This window comes from Methylophaga sp. UBA2689, assembly GCA_002354555.1.
Classification (GTDB): Bacteria; Pseudomonadota; Gammaproteobacteria; order Nitrosococcales; family Methylophagaceae; genus Methylophaga.
Genome location: DELT01000045.1, coordinates 1 through 19026, shown reverse-complemented (window position 1 = coordinate 19026; position 19026 = coordinate 1). Strand labels below are relative to the sequence as shown.

Here is a 19026-nt window from a genome sequence, read left to right as displayed (position 1 = left end):
TAAAACATGGAGCTGAACACATTTTGCAACACGTCATTTCAACCTCCGACACGTTCATAATCGCTATTCAATGAAAAACATTAGAAACTTCTCAATCATTGCCCATATTGATCACGGTAAATCCACCATAGCAGACCGCTTTATTCAAATCTGCGGTGGTCTGACTGCACGTGAGATGTCCCAACAGGTGCTTGATTCGATGGACATCGAAAAAGAGCGTGGCATTACCATCAAGGCGCAAAGCGTTTCTTTGGACTACAAGGCAAAAGATGGTGAAACCTATCACCTCAACTTTATCGATACGCCTGGCCACGTTGACTTTTCCTATGAAGTTTCACGCTCACTGGCTGCCTGTGAAGGTGCTTTACTGGTTGTGGATGCGGCTCAAGGTGTTGAAGCGCAAAGTGTTGCCAACTGTTACACAGCTATCGATCTGGGGCTTGAAGTCCTGCCGGTGTTAAACAAAATTGATTTACCTGCTGCAGAACCCGATCGGGTTGCTCAGGAAATTGAAGATATTATCGGTGTGGACGCATTGAATGCCGTGCGATGCAGTGCTAAAACGGGTGAGGGTATTGATGAAATCCTTGAAGAATTGGTTGCGCGTATTCCGCCACCACAAGGGGATCCTGAAGGACCATTAAAGGCACTGATTATTGATTCCTGGTTTGACAGCTATGTCGGTGTTATCTCATTGGTACGAATCAAGCAGGGCAGACTGAAAACCCGCGATAAAATCAAAGTTATGTCCACTGGACAGGAATATCAGGTTGACGAAGTCGGCGTATTTACCCCAAAGCGCAGCAAACGCACTGCGTTAAATTGTGGTGAAGTGGGGTATGTCATTTCCGGGGTCAAGGAAATTGATGGTGCGCCAGTAGGGGATACGTTAACGACGGCTCAACATGGTGCTACTGAAATGTTGCCGGGCTTTAAATCGGTAACGCCACAAGTTTATGCAGGTGTATTCCCTGTTAGCAGTGATGATTACGATGCATTTCGTGAAGCACTGGGCAAATTACGCTTAAACGATTCATCACTGTTTTTTGAACCGGAAAACTCTCAGGCTTTGGGCTTCGGCTTTCGCTGTGGCTTCCTCGGTCTGCTGCATATGGAAATCATCCAGGAACGTCTGGAACGTGAATACGATCTGGATCTGATTACTACGGCTCCGACCGTGGTGTTTGAAGTGGTCACCAAAAAAGGTGATGTGATTAAGATCGAAAATCCGGCTTCATTACCTGATGCCGGTTCCGTTGAGGAAATCCGTGAACCTATCGTAGCGGCTGACATGCTGGTGCCGCAGGATTATCTTGGAGCGGTCATTACCCTGTGTGTAGAAAAACGTGGCGTGCAGAAATCCATGCATTACATGGGCAAACAGGTTGCACTGAGTTACGAATTACCAATGAATGAAGTAGTGATCGATTTCTTTGATCGCATCAAATCGGTTAGTCGCGGCTATGCCTCATTGGACTATCATTTTATTCGTTTTCAAGCGGCACCCCTGGTGAAACTTGATGTGTTGATTAACGGCGAAAAAGTTGATGCTTTGTCGATGATAGTGCATAAAGATCAAAGCGTTTCACGTGGTCGTCAGCTAGTTGAAAAAATGCAGGAGTTGATCCCGCGGCAAATGTTTGATGTCGCCATTCAGGCCGCTATTGGTGGACACATTATTGCGCGCTCAACAGTCAAGGCAATGCGGAAGAATGTTTTGGCAAAATGTTACGGAGGCGACGTTTCTCGTAAACGTAAATTGCTTGAAAAACAAAAAGCCGGTAAAAAACGAATGAAATCCATCGGCAAAGTGGATGTGCCGCAGGAAGCATTCTTGGCGGTATTGCAGTTATCCAAGAAATCTTAATAAGGAGCGTCAAGTGAGTTTCCCAGCAATAATGGTGTTACTGGTCGCGATAACCGGTCTGATATGGTTGGTGGACCGCTTTTGGTTAGCACCTAAACGTAAAGTAAATGACAATGAACCGGCGATTGTTGAATACGCCAAATCATTTTTCCCCATTCTGTTGCTGGTCTTGGTGATTCGCTCATTTATCGCTGAACCTTTCCGCATCCCGTCAGAATCTATGTTGCCGACTTTGCATGTAGGCGATTTTATTTTGGTGAACAAATTTTCCTACGGTGTCCGACTACCGGTCATTAATACTAAGATTCTGGATACCGGTTCGCCAGACCGCGGTGATGTGATGGTATTCCGTTATCCCAAACAACCTGAAATTGACTATATCAAACGGGTTATTGGCTTACCGGGTGACAAAGTCGGTTATTTCAACAAAACACTGTATATAAACGGTGAGGAAGTTAAAACGGAGTTAGTTGATAAACCCTCAGAAATGCTGGGTACTATTGCGCCGCGAGTACAGCTCAAGCATGAATTTCTGAACTCTGATCCTCATGAAATATTTTTGGACCCACAACGTCAATCAATGGAAGGTGAGGTGACTGTTCCTGAAGGTCATTATTTTGTTATGGGGGATAACCGCGATAATAGTAATGATAGCCGTGTTTGGGGCACTGTTCCGGAAGAGAACCTGGTTGGTAAAGCCTTTTTTGTCTGGATGAGTTGGGATTGGAATCAGGGCGGTTTGGTCTGGTCAAGGGTGGGAAGCTCTATTAACTAGAGGCGAGTTTTTCCATTGGAAATGATTTATAGAATCTAAATAAGTCATTTCCGCCTTGTATGATGAAAGGTGCCTCCAGCAGTGGTGGCGAGGAAAGTTAAACAAGTCCTAGGAGTGCATTATGAAAAAACAACAGGGAATGACACTAATCAGTTGGGTGATTGTACTGGCAATCATTGCTTTTTTTGCCACCTTAACCATGCGATTGGTGCCGATGTATCAGGAATACTATGGCGTTTTGCAAATCATGAAGTCTATGGAAGCCGAATTAAAAAACAACAAGCTGAGCAATCAACAAGTGATGTTGCTACTGAGCAAACGGTTTAATACCGGTTATATCTCCAGCGTAAAAAAAGAAAATATCGAATTATTCCGTGGCAGAAGCAATGCTTATGTCACCAAAATAGTGCTTGATTATGAAGTGCGGAAACCGTTTTTTGCCCACATTGATTTAGTAGGGCATTTTGTGACCGAAGTGGATGTGGAACCGGAACCGACAAATCGATGACAAGCATCAAACAGAAAAAACTCTGCCAGCAACTTGGCATTCAATTTAAAAATGAAACATTGTTATTGCAGGCTCTGACACATCGCAGTGCTGATCCAAAAAATAATGAACGTCTGGAATTTCTGGGCGATGCGATTTTGAGTTTCGTGATTGCCGAAGAACTGTTTAATCGTTTTCCACAAGCCAAGGAAGGCAAGATGAGTCGCCTACGTGCGAGCCTGGTGAAAGGGGAAACCCTGGCAGAAATAGCCCGCGAACTTAAATTAGGTGAAGTATTAATCCTCGGTCAGGGGGAATTGAAGAGTGGTGGTTTCCGCCGTGAGTCAATTCTGGCCGATGCGGTGGAAGCTATTCTAGGTGCACTGTTTCTGGATAGTGGAATTGATATCGTCAAACCTTTGATCCTGCGCCTTTATGATGAACGTTTGGATTCTATTGACGTCACTGAAACCGTAAAAGATCCTAAAACCCGTTTGCAGGAATTACTACAAAGCCGCAAATTACCTTTGCCGCTATACAGTGTGAGAGAAATTGAATCTGCTGATAAACAGCCGGTTTTTGAAGCCTCTTGTCAGGTAAGTTTGCTGAATAAATTAGTGGTGGCTCAGGGAAGCAGTCATCGCAAGGCTGAAAAAAAAGCCGCTGAACGTGCCCTGACGCTAATCGAGTCAAAATTATGAATGATCAACCTGCTTTTCGCAGTGGCTATGTAGCCATTATCGGCCGCCCCAATGTCGGCAAATCCACCCTGATTAATCGGGTATTGGGTCAAAAGTTATGTATTACCTCGCGCCGTCCGCAAACCACCCGTCATCGCATTCTGGGCATTAAAACCTCTGAATTGGGACAGTTCATTTACGTTGATACGCCGGGTATCCACAGTGATGGCAAACGTGCCATGAATCGATATATGAATCGTGCTGCAGCGGCTTCGGTAGAAGATGTCGATGTCGTGGTGTTTGTTATCGAAGGCATGAAGTGGACCGAAGAGGATGAGCGGGTATTACAGAAATTAAAGGAAACCAGCAAGCCAGTCATTTTAGTGATGAATAAAATTGATAAATTAGAAGATAAAGCTACTTTGTTTCCACAGGTAGAAAAGCTGGCTGCATTATTCAAATTTACCGATATCGTGCCTTTATCAGCGCGTAAAGGCATCAATCTGGAATCTCTCGAAGAGTCCATCTATAAGTTAATGCCGGAAGGTGAGATGATCTTTGATGAGGATCAACTCACCGATCGAAGTTCACGCTTCCTGGCGGCCGAAATGGTCCGTGAAAAGCTGTTCCGCCATTTAGGTCAGGAACTGCCTTATTCATTGACGGTTGATATTGAACAGTTTGAAGATGATAACGGTATGTATCGTATCAGCGCGGTTATCTATGTAGAACGTAGTGGTCAGAAATCCATTGTTATTGGCAAAAAAGGTGAGTTGCTTAAGCAAGTCGGTAAGGATGCCCGAGAAGATATGGAAAAGTTATTTGACTGTAAGGTGTTCTTGCAATTATGGGTCAAAGTGCGTGAAGGCTGGTCTGATAACGAGCGCATGCTCAGAAATCTGGGCTATAACGACGATCTCTGATTAGGCATTACGGTGGAATTCACCCAGGCATTTGTTTTACACCAACGCCCTTATCGGGAAACCAGTTTTTTGCTGGATGTGTTTACCGAAGATTATGGTCGACTAAGCCTGGTAGCTCGCGGCATGCGCCAGAACAAACGCCGTCACAACAACCCATTACAATTATTCCAACCGCTATGGCTAAACTGGTTTGGAAGAGGTGACTTGCTTACATTAAGCAAAATTGAGACGACCACCGCACCCTATTGGTTGCAGGGACATGCTGCTTTATGCGGTCTTTATATCAATGAATTATTAGTCAGATTGTTAACCCAGCAGCAAGCGGAACCAATGGTGTTTGAAGCTTATCAAAAAGCTTTGGATGGTTTGCAGCAGGCTGATCAGGCTGAGCAAGTGTTAAGACTTTTTGAAAAGCGGCTACTGGAAGCATTAGGTTATGGGCTGGACCTGAACAACGATAGTCAGGGTGAGCCAGTGTCCGATCAACAGCATTACAGTTATCAGCCGGAGCTAGGATTGCAGCCTTGTCTGGCAAATGACAGAAAACGGATTATTTCAGGAGCCAGTTTGTCACAGCTTCAGCAGGAAAAACTGAGTGATCCGGTTAGCCTCAATGAAACAAAACAATTAATGCGTTTGATAATAAACTATCATTTGGATGGCAAACCGCTGAAAAGCCGGCAGTTGTTTGCTGAAATGCAACGTTATGCCGGCCCTAAAGCAGTGAATTAATTAAGGAACATCATGTCGATTTATCTTGGCGTTAATATTGATCATGTGGCCACGTTAAGACAAGCCCGCGGTACCCGTTACCCCGATCCGATTCAGGCAGCTATTGAAGCTGAACAAGCCGGTGCTGACAGTATTACTTTGCATCTACGTGAAGACCGCCGGCATATCCAGGATCGTGATGTCAGAATGCTGGCCGATATTCTGCAAACCAAAATGAATCTGGAGATGGCGGTAACCGAAGAGATGCTTGGCATCGCTGAACTATACCGTCCAGCTGATTGCTGTCTGGTACCGGAACGTAGAGAAGAATTAACTACTGAAGGTGGTCTGGACGTTGCCGGGCAACAATCCAGAATGCATGACGCCTGTACCCGATTAGCAGAAGCCGGCATTACTGTTTCGTTATTTATTGATCCTGAAATGAAGCAAATTGAAGCTGCCGCAGCCTGTGGTGCACCGGTCATTGAGTTACATACCGGTCGTTATGCCGAAGCCAGTTCAGCGGCAGAAGCCCAACATGAGCTGAAAATCATCCGTCAGGCCGCTGAAAAAGCCCATGCTATGGGGTTGCAGGTGAATGCTGGTCATGGTTTGCATTATCACAACGTAAGACCCATCGCAGCGATTAAAGAGCTGGTGGAATTGAATATCGGCCACGCCATTGTGGCACGATCATTTTTTACCGGATTTCAGGAAGCCGTCCGGGAAATGAAAAAACTGATGTTAGGTGCACGGCATTCATGATCAGTGGCATCGGCACGGATTTAGTGCATATTCCCCGTATCGCTGAAATGTTAAACAAATACGGCGATAAAGCCGCTCAGCGTATTCTGGATGACAGCGAATTCGAGCAGTTTCAAAAAAACCAGCAACCAGCCGCATTTCTGGCAAAACGGTTTGCTGCAAAAGAAGCAACGGCCAAAGCCCTGGGCACAGGCTTTCGTGACGGACTAAGCCTGCAACATATCGCCGTGCGTAATAATAGTCTGGGCAAACCGGAACTGGTATTTAATCATTATGCCGAGCAGTTACTGTCAGAAAAAAATATCCAGACCGCTATGCTCAGTCTAAGTGACGATGGTGATTATGCCACCGCCTATGTTGTTCTGGTGGAAGGCTAGAATGTCACAATATCCCACCATTGAATCCTGCATAGGCAATACACCTCTGGTCCGTTTACAGCGACTGCCCGGCAATACCAGTAATACCATTCTGGCCAAGCTTGAAGGTAATAACCCTGCGGGTTCAGTTAAAGATCGTCCGGTAGCCAGCATGATTCGCCATGCTCAACTGAGAGGCGATATTCAGCCTGGTGATACGCTGATTGAAGCGACCAGCGGCAATACCGGCATCGCGCTGGCAATGGTCACCGCCATTCTGGGATATCGGATGATTCTGATTATGCCGGAAAACATGAGTTCGGAGCGGCGGGCCTCAATGCGGGCTTATGGTGCAGAAATTATCTTAACCGATGGAATGGAGTCCGCACGTGATTTGGCGCTGCAAATGCAGGCGATGGGGGAAGGCAAAGTCCTGAATCAGTTTGGTAATTTTGATAATCCATTAGCACATTATGAAACGACCGGACCTGAAATCTGGCAGGATACCAATGGTGAAGTAACCCATTTTGTCAGCGCCATGGGAACCACTGGCACCATCATGGGTGTTTCCAGATATTTGAAACAACAGAATCCAGCCGTTCAGATAGTCGGGGTTCAACCGGTCGAAGGTTCGAAAATACCGGGTATCCGACGCTGGTCAGCCGCTTACCTGCCGGAAATCTTTGAGCCGGAACGAGTAGATATGACGCTGGATGTAGAACAGAACCTTGCTGAAGACACTATGCGCAAACTGGCCAGCGAGGAAGGCATTTTCTGTGGTGTGTCATCAGGTGGCAGTGTTGCTGCTGCGTTACGATTATCGGAAACGGTTAACAATGCTGTGATCGTCTGCATTATTTGCGATCGTGGTGATCGCTATCTTTCCACGGGTGTGTTTCCGGCAGACTAATGTTAGCCAGGGCCAGATATTCACTAGCCTTATTGTTATTCGTAGCCATTGCCCCGGTATGGGCCATAGAACAGATGGCTATTCAAATCGGTTCCTGGTCGAGTGAGCAAATCGACATCACTGATTTGCAAGTTGAAATAAATTTACAATCCACAGGGTTAGCGGTTACCGCCACTGCCAAACAGGTGCAGTTAACCGAACCAGTAGGTCAGCTATCAAATGTCAGACTGCGCTGTGAAACCTTACGCTGGTTATCCGGGCAAATAGATTGTCAGTCTGGTCAACTGGATTTCAGCCATGCCCTTTTGGGAAACCAAAAAATAGCCTTCAATATTAAATCTCGTGCAGAAGAAGAAAATTATCAACTGACTTTAACAGGCATCCAGCTGGATCAAGGCAACATGGATGTGCAGGCAGATTACCAACAGGGACAGTGGCAAGCTGAGCTGACCGGGAAAAATATTGCGTTAAACAGTTTGTTTAAGTTTATCGGTCCATACGTTAATGAAAAGCAACTGGAGAGGCTTTCGCAATGGAATATCAATGCCGTAATCAATGTTGATGCAGAACTTACTGGTCATCAAACACGCTTAACCTCGGCAAAGGTTTCCGGAAAACTAAGAGATGTAATGTTTGCTGATTCTACCGGAAGTTATGCAGGCGAAGCCCTGGCGGCCCAAATACAGCTGGCGCTGCAAATCGAAAATGACCGCTGGTCATGGCAGCAAACGCTGAATATCGATAAGGGCCAGACCTATTTTGAACCGATATTTTTGGATTTGTCTGAACAATCGGTCACGTTAAGCAGTGAAGGAGAATTTAATAATGCCAACAAAAAATGGCAGATAAGTGATATTGAATTTGCACAAAGCACTTCTATTTCAGCCAATGCACAGCTAAATGGTGAGGCAGCGCAATTAACGCATCTGCAAATGGATCTCAGCAGCACCGATTTAGCACAATTATATAAAGACTGGCTGCAACCGTTTATTCCAGGTTCGTCCCTGAGTCATTTGCAAACCAGCGGGGAGTTAACCGCCAGTTTGCAATGGCAGCCAGAGCAATATCAGTTTCAAATGAATTTACAGTCGGTCACGATAGTCGATGATGCTGGACGATTTGCTATTGATAACCTCGAAGGAAAACTTGGCTGGACTAATCAGGCGTCAGTGATACCGATTGATTTACGCTGGAACTCGGCTTCTATTTTATCCTTGCCATTGGGTGGTTCGACCTTACAGGCAGAAGCGAGTCAGAATCAGATTCAATTTTCCAATTTGTCATTACCTATTCTGGATGGAGCATTATCTTTGAATGACTTTCAATTAAGTCTTGATGAAGAGCAGGGAAGAAGCTGGCAGTTTGAGGGATTATTAAGCCCGATTTCAATGGATCAATTAAGTCCTTTACTGGGCTGGCCAACGCTTCAAGGTAAATTGTCCGGCATGATCCCCAAAGTCAGTTATGCTGATGAAGAGATCACTGTCGATGGCGCATTGTTACTGAAATTATTTGATGGCACAACGGTGATTAGAGATCTCCGTTTACAACAGCCATTCGGAAGCCTGCCTCAGTTGTATGCCAATATCGATATTAACCGTCTGGATCTACAGACGCTCACCAATACTTTCGATTTTGGTAATATAAGCGGCAAATTAGATGGTCGTATCCATAATTTACGCTTATCAAACTGGCAACCGGTGCAATTTGATGCATTATTTGAGACACCAGAAGAGGATCCAGGTCGGCGGCGAATAAGTCAGCGTGCCGTCAATAATCTTTCGCAGATTGGTGGTGGTCCGGCCGCCATTTTATCGCGTGGCTTTATGGGCCTGTTTGAAGATTTTTCCTATAGCAAAATTGGTCTAAGTTGTCGTTTGATGAACTCTATCTGTCAAATGGATGGTATAGAAACCGCAGAGCAGGGGTACTATATTGTTAAGGGTGGAGGTCTGCCACCATGGATTAATGTGATTGGTTATAACCGCGAGGTGGATTGGCCAGAATTAATCGCCAGATTAAAAGCGGTCAGTCAAAGTGACGGGCCAGTTATTCAATAAAGGAAAATCGAATGGGTTTATTAAAATGGTTAATGGGCAGTACCGCAGGGTTAATGCTGATTTCCTGCGTGACAATCAATATCTATTTTCCGGCAGCGGCTGCTGAAAAAGCTGCAGATCGAATTATTGAGGATGTTTGGGGACGTGATAACCCGAACCAGCCACAACCGACTGAATCGGAAGATACCAGTAGTGTTTTAAAACAGAATCTACCACTTGCTATGCAGGTCTTGAACTGGTTGGTCACTCCTGCACAGGCAGAAGCCAATTTGAATATTAATTCGCCGGCGATTAATGCCTTGCAGGCAAAAATGAAACAGCGCCATGAGAAACTGCATCCGTTTTATCAAACTGGGGCTGTAGGGTTAACCAGTAACGGTTTGATTACTCTGCGTGATGCCTCTGCGGTGCCATTAAAAGATCGTAATACGGTAAATACTTTGATTGCAGAAGAGAATCAGGATCGTAACGCCTTATACGCTGAAATAGCCCGTGCCAATGGTCATCCTGAATGGGAATCTGAGATCCAGGAAACCTTTGCCAGACGCTGGATAAGCAATGCAACCAAAGGTTGGTGGTATCAGCAAGGCGGTAGCTGGCAGCAAAAATAAATTTTCAATCAAGTTTAAGTCCGGTTATGCAAAAGTATGACCGGACTTTTTTTATGTAATTTTCGTTTAAAGGTTTAACAAATGGCACGACGTAATCACAGAAAACGGCTCCCTACAGAAGCTGTTCAGGCAACTATAGAGAGTCTTTCTCATGATGGTCGTGGCATTGCCCGAATTGAGGGTAAAACCGTCTTTGTCGACGGAGCGCTGGCGGGTGAAAATGTGTCATTTAAGTATACCCGGCTGCATAAAAAATATGATGAGGCCAAAGTAATCTCGGTTGAGTCCGCCTCCGCTGATCGCGTTGCAGCAAAATGCCAGCATTTTGGTGTTTGTGGTGGTTGTAGTTTGATGCATATGGCACCAGAAGCTCAATTAAGCCTGAAACAAGACACTTTAAAGGAACAGCTATCGCACTTTGGACAACTCACACCAGAGAACTGGTTAGCTCCGTTAACCGGTCCTTTATGGGGCTATCGACGTAAAGCGCGATTGGGTGTCCGTTATGTAACCAAAAAAGAAAAAGTACTGGTCGGCTTTAGAGAGAAAGGTTCGCCTTATCTGGCTGAGCTAACGCAATGTGAAGTACTGGACCCACGCGTTGGATTACGCCTGGAAGAGTTGGGAGAGATGATCGCTGGCCTGGAAGCATATAACCGAATTGCACAAATAGAAGTGGCGATGGATGATGTCAACACAGCTTTGGTTTTCCGAAATATGGATCCATTGTGCGAAACGGATAAGCAAAAATTGATCAACTATGGTCAGCAACAGGATTTGTGGATTTATCTTCAATCAGGCGGGCCGGATACCGTCAGTCCGTTATGGCCTGAAGCACCACAACTGCATTATGCACCTGAAGACGGTCTCAGACTGGAATTTGCCCCGGGCGACTTTACCCAGGTCAATGCCGGTATCAATCATAAAATGATTGCCAAGGCGATTGAATTGCTTGATTTGCAGGAAAGTGATCGGGTACTGGATTTGTTTTGTGGTTTGGGTAACTTTACGCTGCCACTGGCAAAACGTGTAAGTAGTGTCATAGGGGTAGAAGGGGACAAATCTCTGGTGGCACATGCACAGCGCAATGCCGCAATGAATGGTTTGGACAACGCTGTATTTGAAATGGCTGATCTAACGATAACCCAATTAAAAGATTATCCATGGGCACAGGAAGGATTCACAAAAGTATTACTTGATCCTCCCAGAAGCGGTGCCTTTGAGGTGCTGGGTCAGATTGCTGAATTGGGTGCAGAAACTATTGTTTACGTTTCCTGTAACCCCGCCACTCTGGCACGTGATGCCGGTGAGCTAGTAAATCAATATGGATATACGCTTGTTCAGACCGGCATCATGGATATGTTTCCACATACCAGTCACGTTGAATCTATCGCATTATTCAAAAAGTGAATAAATAATTACTAGTAATAGAATCATTAAAAATATCACAAATTGTGATTAATTAAGCGAAAAAGCTACTGATAGTACCAAGGTACAATAGTTTTAAGGTTTTTTTTCTCTATTATAGGCACCGTTGCTCTAAGTCTGAACTGCAACAATTAATTAACTGAGTGCCAACCTTGGTGTGAACCAAGAGACGGAAAACCACGGGTCTTAATGAAAAGATAGCCGGGTTGCTTTTTTCTGAAAAGGAAATTTTATGAAAAATTTGCTACTTTTAGCGACGTTTTTAGTTGCTTCTATCTCGGCCAACGCTGCCACATTCCAAGGTAGCACATCAGGAACATTTGAGAATCCTACTGGCCCATCTGGTATGGTAACGACTGGGACTGGAACCGACCATTTCACATGGGGTGAAGGTGCTTACACTCATTCTACATACGAATATGAAAAGGTTTGTTATTGGGGGTGTAGTTATAAAAAAGTTACGGTCGATCATTATTCAGACCCAAGTTCATTGACTTATCAAGGTAATAATTTTAATACCGATGTTAATCAGACTTTTATTGCCGGTTACATGAATTTCAATAACGGCATTATTTATTCTGGTACCCAGGCTGAAACTGTAGATTTTGCATTGACTTTGGATTTCACTTCACCGTCATTATTTTCTGAAACCTTTACATATGGTTTTTCACTCGATAATACAGTTAATCCTCAAGGTGATAGCGTTACTTTCCTGAATTCTGTGCCCACTAAATTTTTAAGTCATGAAGGTACAGATTATTACTTTGAATTAACAGGTTTTGGAATTCATACCAAAAAAGGTATCCAACTTGTTGATGAACTTTTCTTGAAAGAAGGCAAAGACAAAACAGTAAAATTGCTTGGCCAATTTACATCAATGCCTTCAGAAGTACCTTTACCAGCAGCAGTATGGTTATTCGGTTCAGGTCTGATGGGCTTTATGGCAATGCGCAGAAGAGCAAAAGCGCAACAAGCATAATTCTCTCGTAATACCGTAAAATAAAAACCGTGGCCTTCGAGCCACGGTTTTTTTATGTCTGAAAAAAGAGAGTTAATTCCAATGGCAAAGTCTGATCTGTTAGCTGAATCTACCCCAGCTTTATTAAAAGATCATATAAATGCCAAATCTATCGAGACGTTAGCTGGATTAATCAAACAGTATCAACCGGATTTTCCTGATAATAAGTTCAGGGCTATGGCCATCTATCAATTGGATGGCATGTCACTTAAAGCTCGAGTAAACCATCTTAGTGAGGTTTTGGCAGTGCTACTGGTTAATGATTTCTCAGTGAATGCCAAATGGTTGAAGCAGATAGCCGAGCACTGGCCCAATCTGGAACCCGGTAAAGGCTGGCATAGTTTTATGGCCTGGCCATTAATTGATTATGCCGGAAAGCAAGGGCTGCAACAGCCGACAATCGCACTGGATGTGTTAGAGCATTTGACACCATTGTTTACTGCAGAATTTGCTATCAGGCCTTACATAGAAAAGCATTTTGAGCTGACCTTTAAAGAATTATTGCGGTGGTGTGAGGATGATAATGAGCATGTCCGGCGACTGGCATCAGAGGGAATGCGACCAAGATTGCCTTGGGGCGGGCATTTAAAGGCATTAAAACAAGACCCGCGGCCGGTATTTGAAATACTCACTCAGCTTAAAGATGACAAAAGTAAATATGTTCAAAAATCGGTTGCCAATAATTTAAATGACATTAGTAAGGATCATCCTCAGCGTGTGATCGATATATGTCATGAGTGGCTGGAAAATTCCACACCACAACGTCGCTGGATTATCCGTCACGGGCTTCGTAGTCTGATTAAGGCAGGTGAACCATCTGTATTCCCATTACTGGGCTACAGTGACAAACCAGCGGTTAAGGTTGAATTTGTTTTAACTGAGCAAGATGTGACATTGGGGCAAACATTGGAAATGCTGTTGTCAATCCATTCTAAAGCCAGTCAGGCTCAACAACTGGTAGTTGATTATCGTGTATGGCATGTCAAAAGCAACGGCAAAACCACCGCCAAAGTTTATAAATGGAAAAATATTACATTGCCAGCGAGGGAAAGTGTTTATCTGAAAAAGTCACACGGATTTTTACAACTGACTACCCGGCAATATTATGCTGGCCAACACCCCATTGAAATACTTATCAATGGGGTGGTTCATAACCAAACTATGGTGAATCTAGTACTTGGCTGAATTAAACACGCCCTAAACCCATAAAAAAATGAGCCCCGGAGGGCTCATTTTGTGTGGAATCACTGTAAACAGTATTACTGTTTAGATAATGCTTGCCAGGTACTGACAACTGTATCCGGATTTAATGAAATACTACTGATTCCACGCTCAAGCAGCCATGCTGCCAAATCAGGATGATCTGACGGACCCTGTCCACAGATACCGACGTATTTATCTGCTTTGTGACAGGCATTAATCGCCATATCCAGCATTGCCAATACCGCTGGGTCACGTTCATCAAATGCTGCGGCAATTTGTGCAGAATCCCGGTCAAGACCCAATGTCAGCTGAGTCATATCGTTAGAACCGATTGAAAAGCCATCAAAGAATTCCAGGAATTGATCAGCCAGTACTGCATTGGAGGGTAATTCACACATCATGATCAAACGCAGACCATTTTTGCCGCGTTCCAGACCATTCTTTTTCAGAATTTTGATGACAGCTTCAGCTTCGGTCAGTGTACGGACAAAAGGAATCATGACTTCAACGTTGGTTAATCCCATGACATCACGGACACGCTTGATTGCTTCACATTCCAATTCAAAGCAGGCTTCAAATTCCGAAGAACTGTAGCGTGCTGCACCACGGAAACCAATCATTGGATTTTCTTCATGTGGTTCGAATTCAGCGCCACCAACGAGGTTGCCGTATTCATTCGATTTAAAGTCCGACATACGCACAATCACTTTGGACGGATAAAACGCTGCAGCAATTGTCGATACACCTTCAGTAATACGGCTGATATAAAACTCAACCGGGTCGCCATAAGCAGTGGTTTTTTCGCGGATAACCTGTTGCACTTCGGCATCCATTTTATCTGCTGCCATTAGCGCTTTAGGATGAATACCGATCATGTTATTGATAATGAATTCAAGCCGGGCCAGACCAACACCATCATTAGGTAATTGTGAAAAGCTGAATGCACGGTCAGGATTACCCACATTCATCATAATTTTGACTGGTAACTCAGGCATTTGGTCTAAAGACTGAACACGATGTTCAAATTCAAGCAGTCCCTGATAAATATAACCTTCATCACCTTCGGCACAGGATACTGTTGCCGAAATACCCTCAGCAACTTTTTCAGTAGCATCGCCACAGCCTACTACAGCCGGGATGCCTAATTCACGTGCAATGATAGCGGCATGACAGGTACGACCACCACGATTGGTAATAATCGCCGCCGCTTTTTTCATAATCGGTTCCCAATCAGGATCCGTCATATCTGTTAATAATACATCACCGGCTTCAAACTGATCCATTTGATCAAGGCTGTTCAGAATCCGAACCCGGCCACTGCCAATTTTTCTACCGATGGCGCGACCGCGAGCCAACAATTCACCTTTATCTTTTAAAATAAATTGCTCAGTAACATTTACACTGCGACTTTCAACCGTTTCCGGCCGAGCCTGAACAATATAGATCTGACCATCATTACCATCTTTTGCCCATTCGATATCCATTGGTCTTTGGTAATGTTTTTCAATAATCATCGCCATACGGGCCAATGATTCAATTTCTTCATCATTCAGACAAAAATGCAAACGTTCTTCGTGATCAACATCAACAGTTTTCACCGGTGATTTTGCATCACCTGAGTAAACCATTTTGAGCGCTTTCTGGCCCAGAGTTCTGCGTAATACCGCAGGACGATCGGCGGTTAATGTGGTTTTATGTACATAAAATTCATCGGGATTAACCGCGCCTTGAACCACCATCTCGCCAAGCCCGTAACTGCCAGTGATAAAGACCACATCACGAAAACCGCTTTCAGTATCCAGAGTAAAAGCTACACCGGCAGAAGCAATATCAGAGCGGACCATCTTCTGAATACCGGCAGATAAAGCAACTTCGCTGTGTTCAAATCCTTGGTGATCACGATAGGCAATCGCCCGATCGTTAAACAGGGAAGCAAAGACTTCTCTAATGGCAAACTTGATATGGTCTAAGCCAGAAACATTCAAAAAGGTTTCCTGTTGTCCGGCAAATGATGCATCAGGTAAATCTTCGGCAGTGGCAGATGAACGAACAGCCCAGCTGGTCGAAGTACCGTATTCTTCTACTAGCTTTTCATAAGCCTCGTCAATTGCGGCTTCCATTTTTTCCGGATAAGGAATGGTCATGATCCATTCACGGATGGTTTTACCCGCTTTCTGAAGTGCAACGACATCGTCAACATTTAGTTCACGTAATAATTCGTTTATCTGGTCTTGTAGTCCGTCATGCTTTAAAAATTCTCTGTAAGCATCCGCCGTGGTCGCAAAGCCGCTTGGAACGGCTACCCCCAAAGGAGCTAAATTCTGCAACATTTCACCCAATGAAGCATTTTTTCCGCCTACTCTGCCGACATCGTCCATGCACAATTTGTCGAGTGGAATTACATATTCGGTCATGACACCTCTACCTTAACTTGTTAGATTTATTAAATGTAATGGTTGATTCGCGGATGCGCTCACGCGCAAGCCCCAAGGAGCGAACAACACGGCTGGATATTTCTTCAATGGAAGTATTCGTCGTATCAAATACCGGAATATCAACTTTATCAAACATAATCATTGCTTTATCTAATTCTGCCTGACAAATCTCTAAAGAGGAATAATTACTATCAGGGCGGCGTTGACGGCGAATTCGGCTCAGCGGCACCGGTTTAATCGTTAAACCTGCAAGTTTATGCTGATGAATTTTCAGATAATCTGGCAATTCTGCAGCTTCCAAATCTTCAACGGTTAACGGATAGTTAGCCACTTTGAGGGAGAAGTTCATTGCTAGATACAAACTGGTGGGGGTTTTACCACAACGTGAAACACCGACTAAAATGACATCCGCTTCTTCATACTGATCCGGACGAATGCCGTCATCATGCGTCAGTGCATAATCAATCGCATCCAGACGTTTTTGATAAGTTGTATCACTTATTGTAATCCGGGAGACACCAAGTTTCTGCGAGGATTCCACCTCGAGAAATTTTTCCATTGAACCGATAAACTGATGAAACAAACTAATTACAAAACCATCACAGTCCTCGATGATTTGTTGAGCTTCGTTATTCACTAAGGTGCTGAAAACCAACGGCGGTAAATCAGATTCTGAACATAACGAGTTAATTTGTTCGCAGGCATCTTCTGCTTTTTCTTTGGTATCGACAAAAGCCAGCGTAATTGTTTCGAATTCAATATCAGGAAATTGCGCCAATAGACATTTTCCGTACGATTCTGCGGTCAAACCGGTTCGATCTGATACAAAAAATACGTTTCTGATTTTTTGACTATTATTTGCGGTTACATCGTTCATTAGATAATGATGTGCTGAAATGGTTGTATTGATCAACTAAAAGTTTACGGCAGTGAGAGATAAGCTCAAATCTCAATTTTGTTCAATTGATGGTAACGCATTGTATGGTAATTTATGAGGACGTATCGCTGATCATCCTGCATCAAAGAAACACTAGAAATTCAACTTTGTAGTATTGCACTTAGAAAGCTAGTTTAGCGACGCTTACAAAGCTAAATAAAGTTATCTGGTACTTTCAAAACTGGTGTATCAGATACTATTTAAGGGTGCTTGAGGGTTTACACCAAATTTGTTCATTTGACAATGCAGGCATTATAAGGTGATTTATTTAATGCTAAGAAATGCTGTAACGTTTAACAGAAAATGTCGATTAACAGCTAAGTTGTAACGATCTGCAATTTGATTGTTCTGACATGAACGAAGCCAATTTACCATCACAAAGCAAACCGTAACCTGAAACATATTCAGTCTTACGACATCCGGCACTTTAAATAGTGACTACCAAAACAATCTTTCAGACAGCTATCCGATAAAGCGAGTTAAATTCTATTTAACAAATAGCCAAACTGTAACCGGATTAATAGCTCTGACGAGTCCAGTCCTTTGATGTATACAAAATGGTCTATTCAGGACATGAATAAACCAAATGCTACCAATCCAATACATGCGACTGATATAAATACAATAAACTCAATGAAGTGCTCCATCAGCCATTCTTCTAATTTGTGCATGATATTCCTCCTTAACAACGGTGCTTAATAACAAGTTTTCGTTGTTGATTATCATGCTGGCTGGGCTAGAAGACATTGATCTGGATCAAATCATACCCGGGTTGTAAATAACTGAAATAAACCCGTTGTAACTATTTAGACAAAAACCACCCGATAGCCACTAACCCCAACCAGAAAACGGTGAAGAGTAAGATGATATGTGGAAATTTTTGCATCAAAAATTCATCAATTTTTTTGAACATGATTACCCCGTAGCAATTCATTTTTAACTGAAAACAATATCATTTGCGCGGGGATTATACCAGTTCAAATAAACTGTATTTCTACCTTTTCAATGATATGGCGACTACGCACGATAAATCAAAGATTTTGCTTGTATTTAAGATGTAATTTCTCTATATTTTCTCTTCTCGGTATGTTCTCTCGCTAGGAGAAAATTTATGTTAACTAAAAGACAGCAAGATACGCTTAACTTTATTCGCCATTACATTGAAGAAAATAGTGAAGCACCTTTGGTTACCGAAATAGCCGAAGGGTTGGGAATCAAATCACAAGGCACCACGCACAGATATATTCAGGCGTTAATTGACGGGGGCTATCTGGAGCGATTATCGGGAAGAACTCGGGGCTTACAGTTGATTGAGCAGGAGGGCGACGATCAATCACTTATTCTTCCCATGATGGGAAAAATTGCAGCAGGCCGATTGATAGAGGCCGTAGCCGATGAATCAGAAATTGATCTTGGCATCATGTTTAAAGGCAAGGGTCGATACGTCCTGAAAATCAGTGGTGAATCGATGATCGGCAAAGGTATTATGCCAGGTGATTATGTAGTGATTGAATCAACCCGGCAGGCCAGACATGGCGACATGATTGTAGCGTTGGTCGATGGCTTTGATGCAACCCTGAAAACCATGCTGGTCAACCAGGATGGAACGATTACCTTAATGCCAGCGAATGACGACTTTGATCCTGTTACGATTGATGCAAAGCGACTGAGCATCCAGGGCGTTGTGGTAGGTCAGTTACGCACCTATCCCTGAATGCTGATGAATGTTGCCAAAAACTGAACTAGGGCTTGTTTATCTTTCATCTCCGCCTCTGTTGTGAGCTGAAAAAGCGTCAATCAAGGCACGAGGAGCGCCTTTTAGTTGTTCTAAATAAGGGACGAGCAACGCAGAGTGGCGCT

17 protein-coding genes and 1 riboswitch are annotated in these 19026 nt (G+C 43.8%); of the genes, 15 read left to right on the top strand and 2 right to left on the bottom strand.

What is annotated here, in order from left to right; genetic code table 11:
- Nucleotides 1-70 precede the first annotated feature (70 nt).
- The 14 genes from lepA to B3M51_RS04890 all read left to right on the top strand — a co-directional run bounded on the left by lepA (nt 71) and on the right by B3M51_RS04890 (nt 13776).
- Nucleotides 71-1867: a translation elongation factor 4 gene (gene lepA, locus B3M51_RS04955; RefSeq protein WP_292757253.1), complete on the top strand. Its 1797-nt coding sequence runs from the start codon at nt 71-73 to the stop codon at nt 1865-1867.
- 13 nt (nt 1868-1880) lie between these two features.
- Entirely contained in the window at nt 1881-2642 is a 762-nt protein-coding gene (gene lepB, locus B3M51_RS04950; protein ID WP_292757251.1) for a signal peptidase I, read from the top strand.
- Between the two features lie 121 nt (nt 2643-2763).
- Entirely contained in the window at nt 2764-3150 is a 387-nt protein-coding gene (locus B3M51_RS04945) for a DUF4845 domain-containing protein (RefSeq protein WP_292480936.1), read from the top strand.
- On the top strand, nt 3147-3830 hold the full coding sequence (gene rnc / locus B3M51_RS04940; protein ID WP_292757249.1) for a ribonuclease III: 684 nt from the start codon (nt 3147-3149) through the stop codon (nt 3828-3830). Before B3M51_RS04945 ends, rnc begins: the two co-directional genes overlap by 4 nt.
- Nucleotides 3827-4732: a GTPase Era gene (gene era, locus B3M51_RS04935; protein WP_292757247.1), complete on the top strand. Its 906-nt coding sequence runs from the start codon at nt 3827-3829 to the stop codon at nt 4730-4732. Before rnc ends, era begins: the two co-directional genes overlap by 4 nt.
- 12 nt (nt 4733-4744) lie before the next feature.
- Nucleotides 4745-5464, top strand: a complete 720-nt coding sequence (recO, locus tag B3M51_RS04930; protein WP_292757244.1) for a DNA repair protein RecO — start codon at nt 4745-4747, stop codon at nt 5462-5464.
- Between the two features lie 12 nt (nt 5465-5476).
- Nucleotides 5477-6208: a pyridoxine 5'-phosphate synthase gene (gene pdxJ / locus B3M51_RS04925; protein ID WP_292480930.1), complete on the top strand. Its 732-nt coding sequence runs from the start codon at nt 5477-5479 to the stop codon at nt 6206-6208.
- The gene (acpS, locus tag B3M51_RS04920) at nt 6205-6585 is read left to right on the top strand and encodes a holo-ACP synthase (protein WP_292757242.1); all 381 of its coding nucleotides are present in this window, start codon (nt 6205-6207) and stop codon (nt 6583-6585) included. The genes pdxJ and acpS overlap by 4 nt, the downstream gene beginning before the upstream one ends.
- A 1-nt stretch (nt 6586) precedes the next feature.
- A complete protein-coding gene (gene cysM, locus B3M51_RS04915; RefSeq protein WP_292757240.1) occupies nt 6587-7474 on the top strand; it encodes a cysteine synthase CysM in 888 nt (295 codons plus the stop codon).
- Nucleotides 7474-9534 (top strand): hypothetical protein, encoded by a 2061-nt coding sequence (locus tag B3M51_RS04910; RefSeq protein WP_292757238.1) that lies wholly within the window; start codon nt 7474-7476, stop codon nt 9532-9534. The genes cysM and B3M51_RS04910 overlap by 1 nt, the downstream gene beginning before the upstream one ends.
- Before the next feature lie 11 nt (nt 9535-9545).
- On the top strand, nt 9546-10145 hold the full coding sequence (locus B3M51_RS04905; RefSeq protein ID WP_292757236.1) for a YdbL family protein: 600 nt from the start codon (nt 9546-9548) through the stop codon (nt 10143-10145).
- Nucleotides 10146-10226: 81 nt separating this feature from the next.
- Nucleotides 10227-11555, top strand: a complete 1329-nt coding sequence (rlmD, locus tag B3M51_RS04900) for a 23S rRNA (uracil(1939)-C(5))-methyltransferase RlmD (protein ID WP_292757234.1) — start codon at nt 10227-10229, stop codon at nt 11553-11555.
- A 153-nt stretch (nt 11556-11708) separates the two neighbouring features.
- Nucleotides 11709-11787: riboswitch (cyclic di-GMP riboswitch) on the top strand.
- 18 nt (nt 11788-11805) lie between these two features.
- Nucleotides 11806-12552, top strand: a complete 747-nt coding sequence (locus B3M51_RS04895) for a choice-of-anchor K domain-containing protein (protein ID WP_292757232.1) — start codon at nt 11806-11808, stop codon at nt 12550-12552.
- A 54-nt stretch (nt 12553-12606) separates the two neighbouring features.
- Entirely contained in the window at nt 12607-13776 is a 1170-nt protein-coding gene (locus tag B3M51_RS04890; RefSeq protein WP_292757230.1) for a DNA alkylation repair protein, read from the top strand.
- Between the two features lie 74 nt (nt 13777-13850).
- Here the strand turns inward: B3M51_RS04890 and ppsA are convergent, their stop codons facing one another.
- Nucleotides 13851-16208, bottom strand: coding sequence for a phosphoenolpyruvate synthase (gene ppsA, locus B3M51_RS04885; protein ID WP_292757228.1), 2358 nt, complete (start codon nt 16206-16208; stop codon nt 13851-13853).
- Nucleotides 16209-16215: 7 nt separating this feature from the next.
- Entirely contained in the window at nt 16216-17106 is an 891-nt protein-coding gene (locus B3M51_RS04880) for a pyruvate, water dikinase regulatory protein (protein ID WP_292757226.1), read from the bottom strand.
- Nucleotides 17107-18277: 1171 nt separating this feature from the next.
- On the opposite strand from B3M51_RS04880, the gene lexA reads away from it, so the two are divergent.
- Nucleotides 18278-18880 carry a transcriptional repressor LexA gene (gene lexA, locus B3M51_RS04875; protein ID WP_292480911.1) on the top strand — a complete coding sequence of 201 codons (603 nt, stop codon included), beginning with the start codon at nt 18278-18280 and terminating at the stop codon, nt 18878-18880.
- Nucleotides 18881-19026 lie beyond the last annotated feature (146 nt).

Coding starts and splice junctions, on each gene's coding strand:
- lepA (WP_292757253.1), top strand. CDS start 71: ATGAAAAACATTAGAAACTTCTCAATCATTGCCCATATTGATCACGGT.
- B3M51_RS04945 (WP_292480936.1), top strand. CDS start 2,764: ATGAAAAAACAACAGGGAATGACACTAATCAGTTGGGTGATTGTACTG.
- rnc (WP_292757249.1), top strand. CDS start 3,147: ATGACAAGCATCAAACAGAAAAAACTCTGCCAGCAACTTGGCATTCAA.
- era (WP_292757247.1), top strand. CDS start 3,827: ATGAATGATCAACCTGCTTTTCGCAGTGGCTATGTAGCCATTATCGGC.
- pdxJ (WP_292480930.1), top strand. CDS start 5,477: ATGTCGATTTATCTTGGCGTTAATATTGATCATGTGGCCACGTTAAGA.
- acpS (WP_292757242.1), top strand. CDS start 6,205: ATGATCAGTGGCATCGGCACGGATTTAGTGCATATTCCCCGTATCGCT.
- cysM (WP_292757240.1), top strand. CDS start 6,587: ATGTCACAATATCCCACCATTGAATCCTGCATAGGCAATACACCTCTG.
- B3M51_RS04910 (WP_292757238.1), top strand. CDS start 7,474: ATGTTAGCCAGGGCCAGATATTCACTAGCCTTATTGTTATTCGTAGCC.
- B3M51_RS04905 (WP_292757236.1), top strand. CDS start 9,546: ATGGGTTTATTAAAATGGTTAATGGGCAGTACCGCAGGGTTAATGCTG.
- rlmD (WP_292757234.1), top strand. CDS start 10,227: ATGGCACGACGTAATCACAGAAAACGGCTCCCTACAGAAGCTGTTCAG.
- B3M51_RS04895 (WP_292757232.1), top strand. CDS start 11,806: ATGAAAAATTTGCTACTTTTAGCGACGTTTTTAGTTGCTTCTATCTCG.
- B3M51_RS04890 (WP_292757230.1), top strand. CDS start 12,607: ATGTCTGAAAAAAGAGAGTTAATTCCAATGGCAAAGTCTGATCTGTTA.
- ppsA (WP_292757228.1), bottom strand. CDS start 16,208: ATGACCGAATATGTAATTCCACTCGACAAATTGTGCATGGACGATGTC.
- B3M51_RS04880 (WP_292757226.1), bottom strand. CDS start 17,106: ATGAACGATGTAACCGCAAATAATAGTCAAAAAATCAGAAACGTATTT.
- lexA (WP_292480911.1), top strand. CDS start 18,278: ATGTTAACTAAAAGACAGCAAGATACGCTTAACTTTATTCGCCATTAC.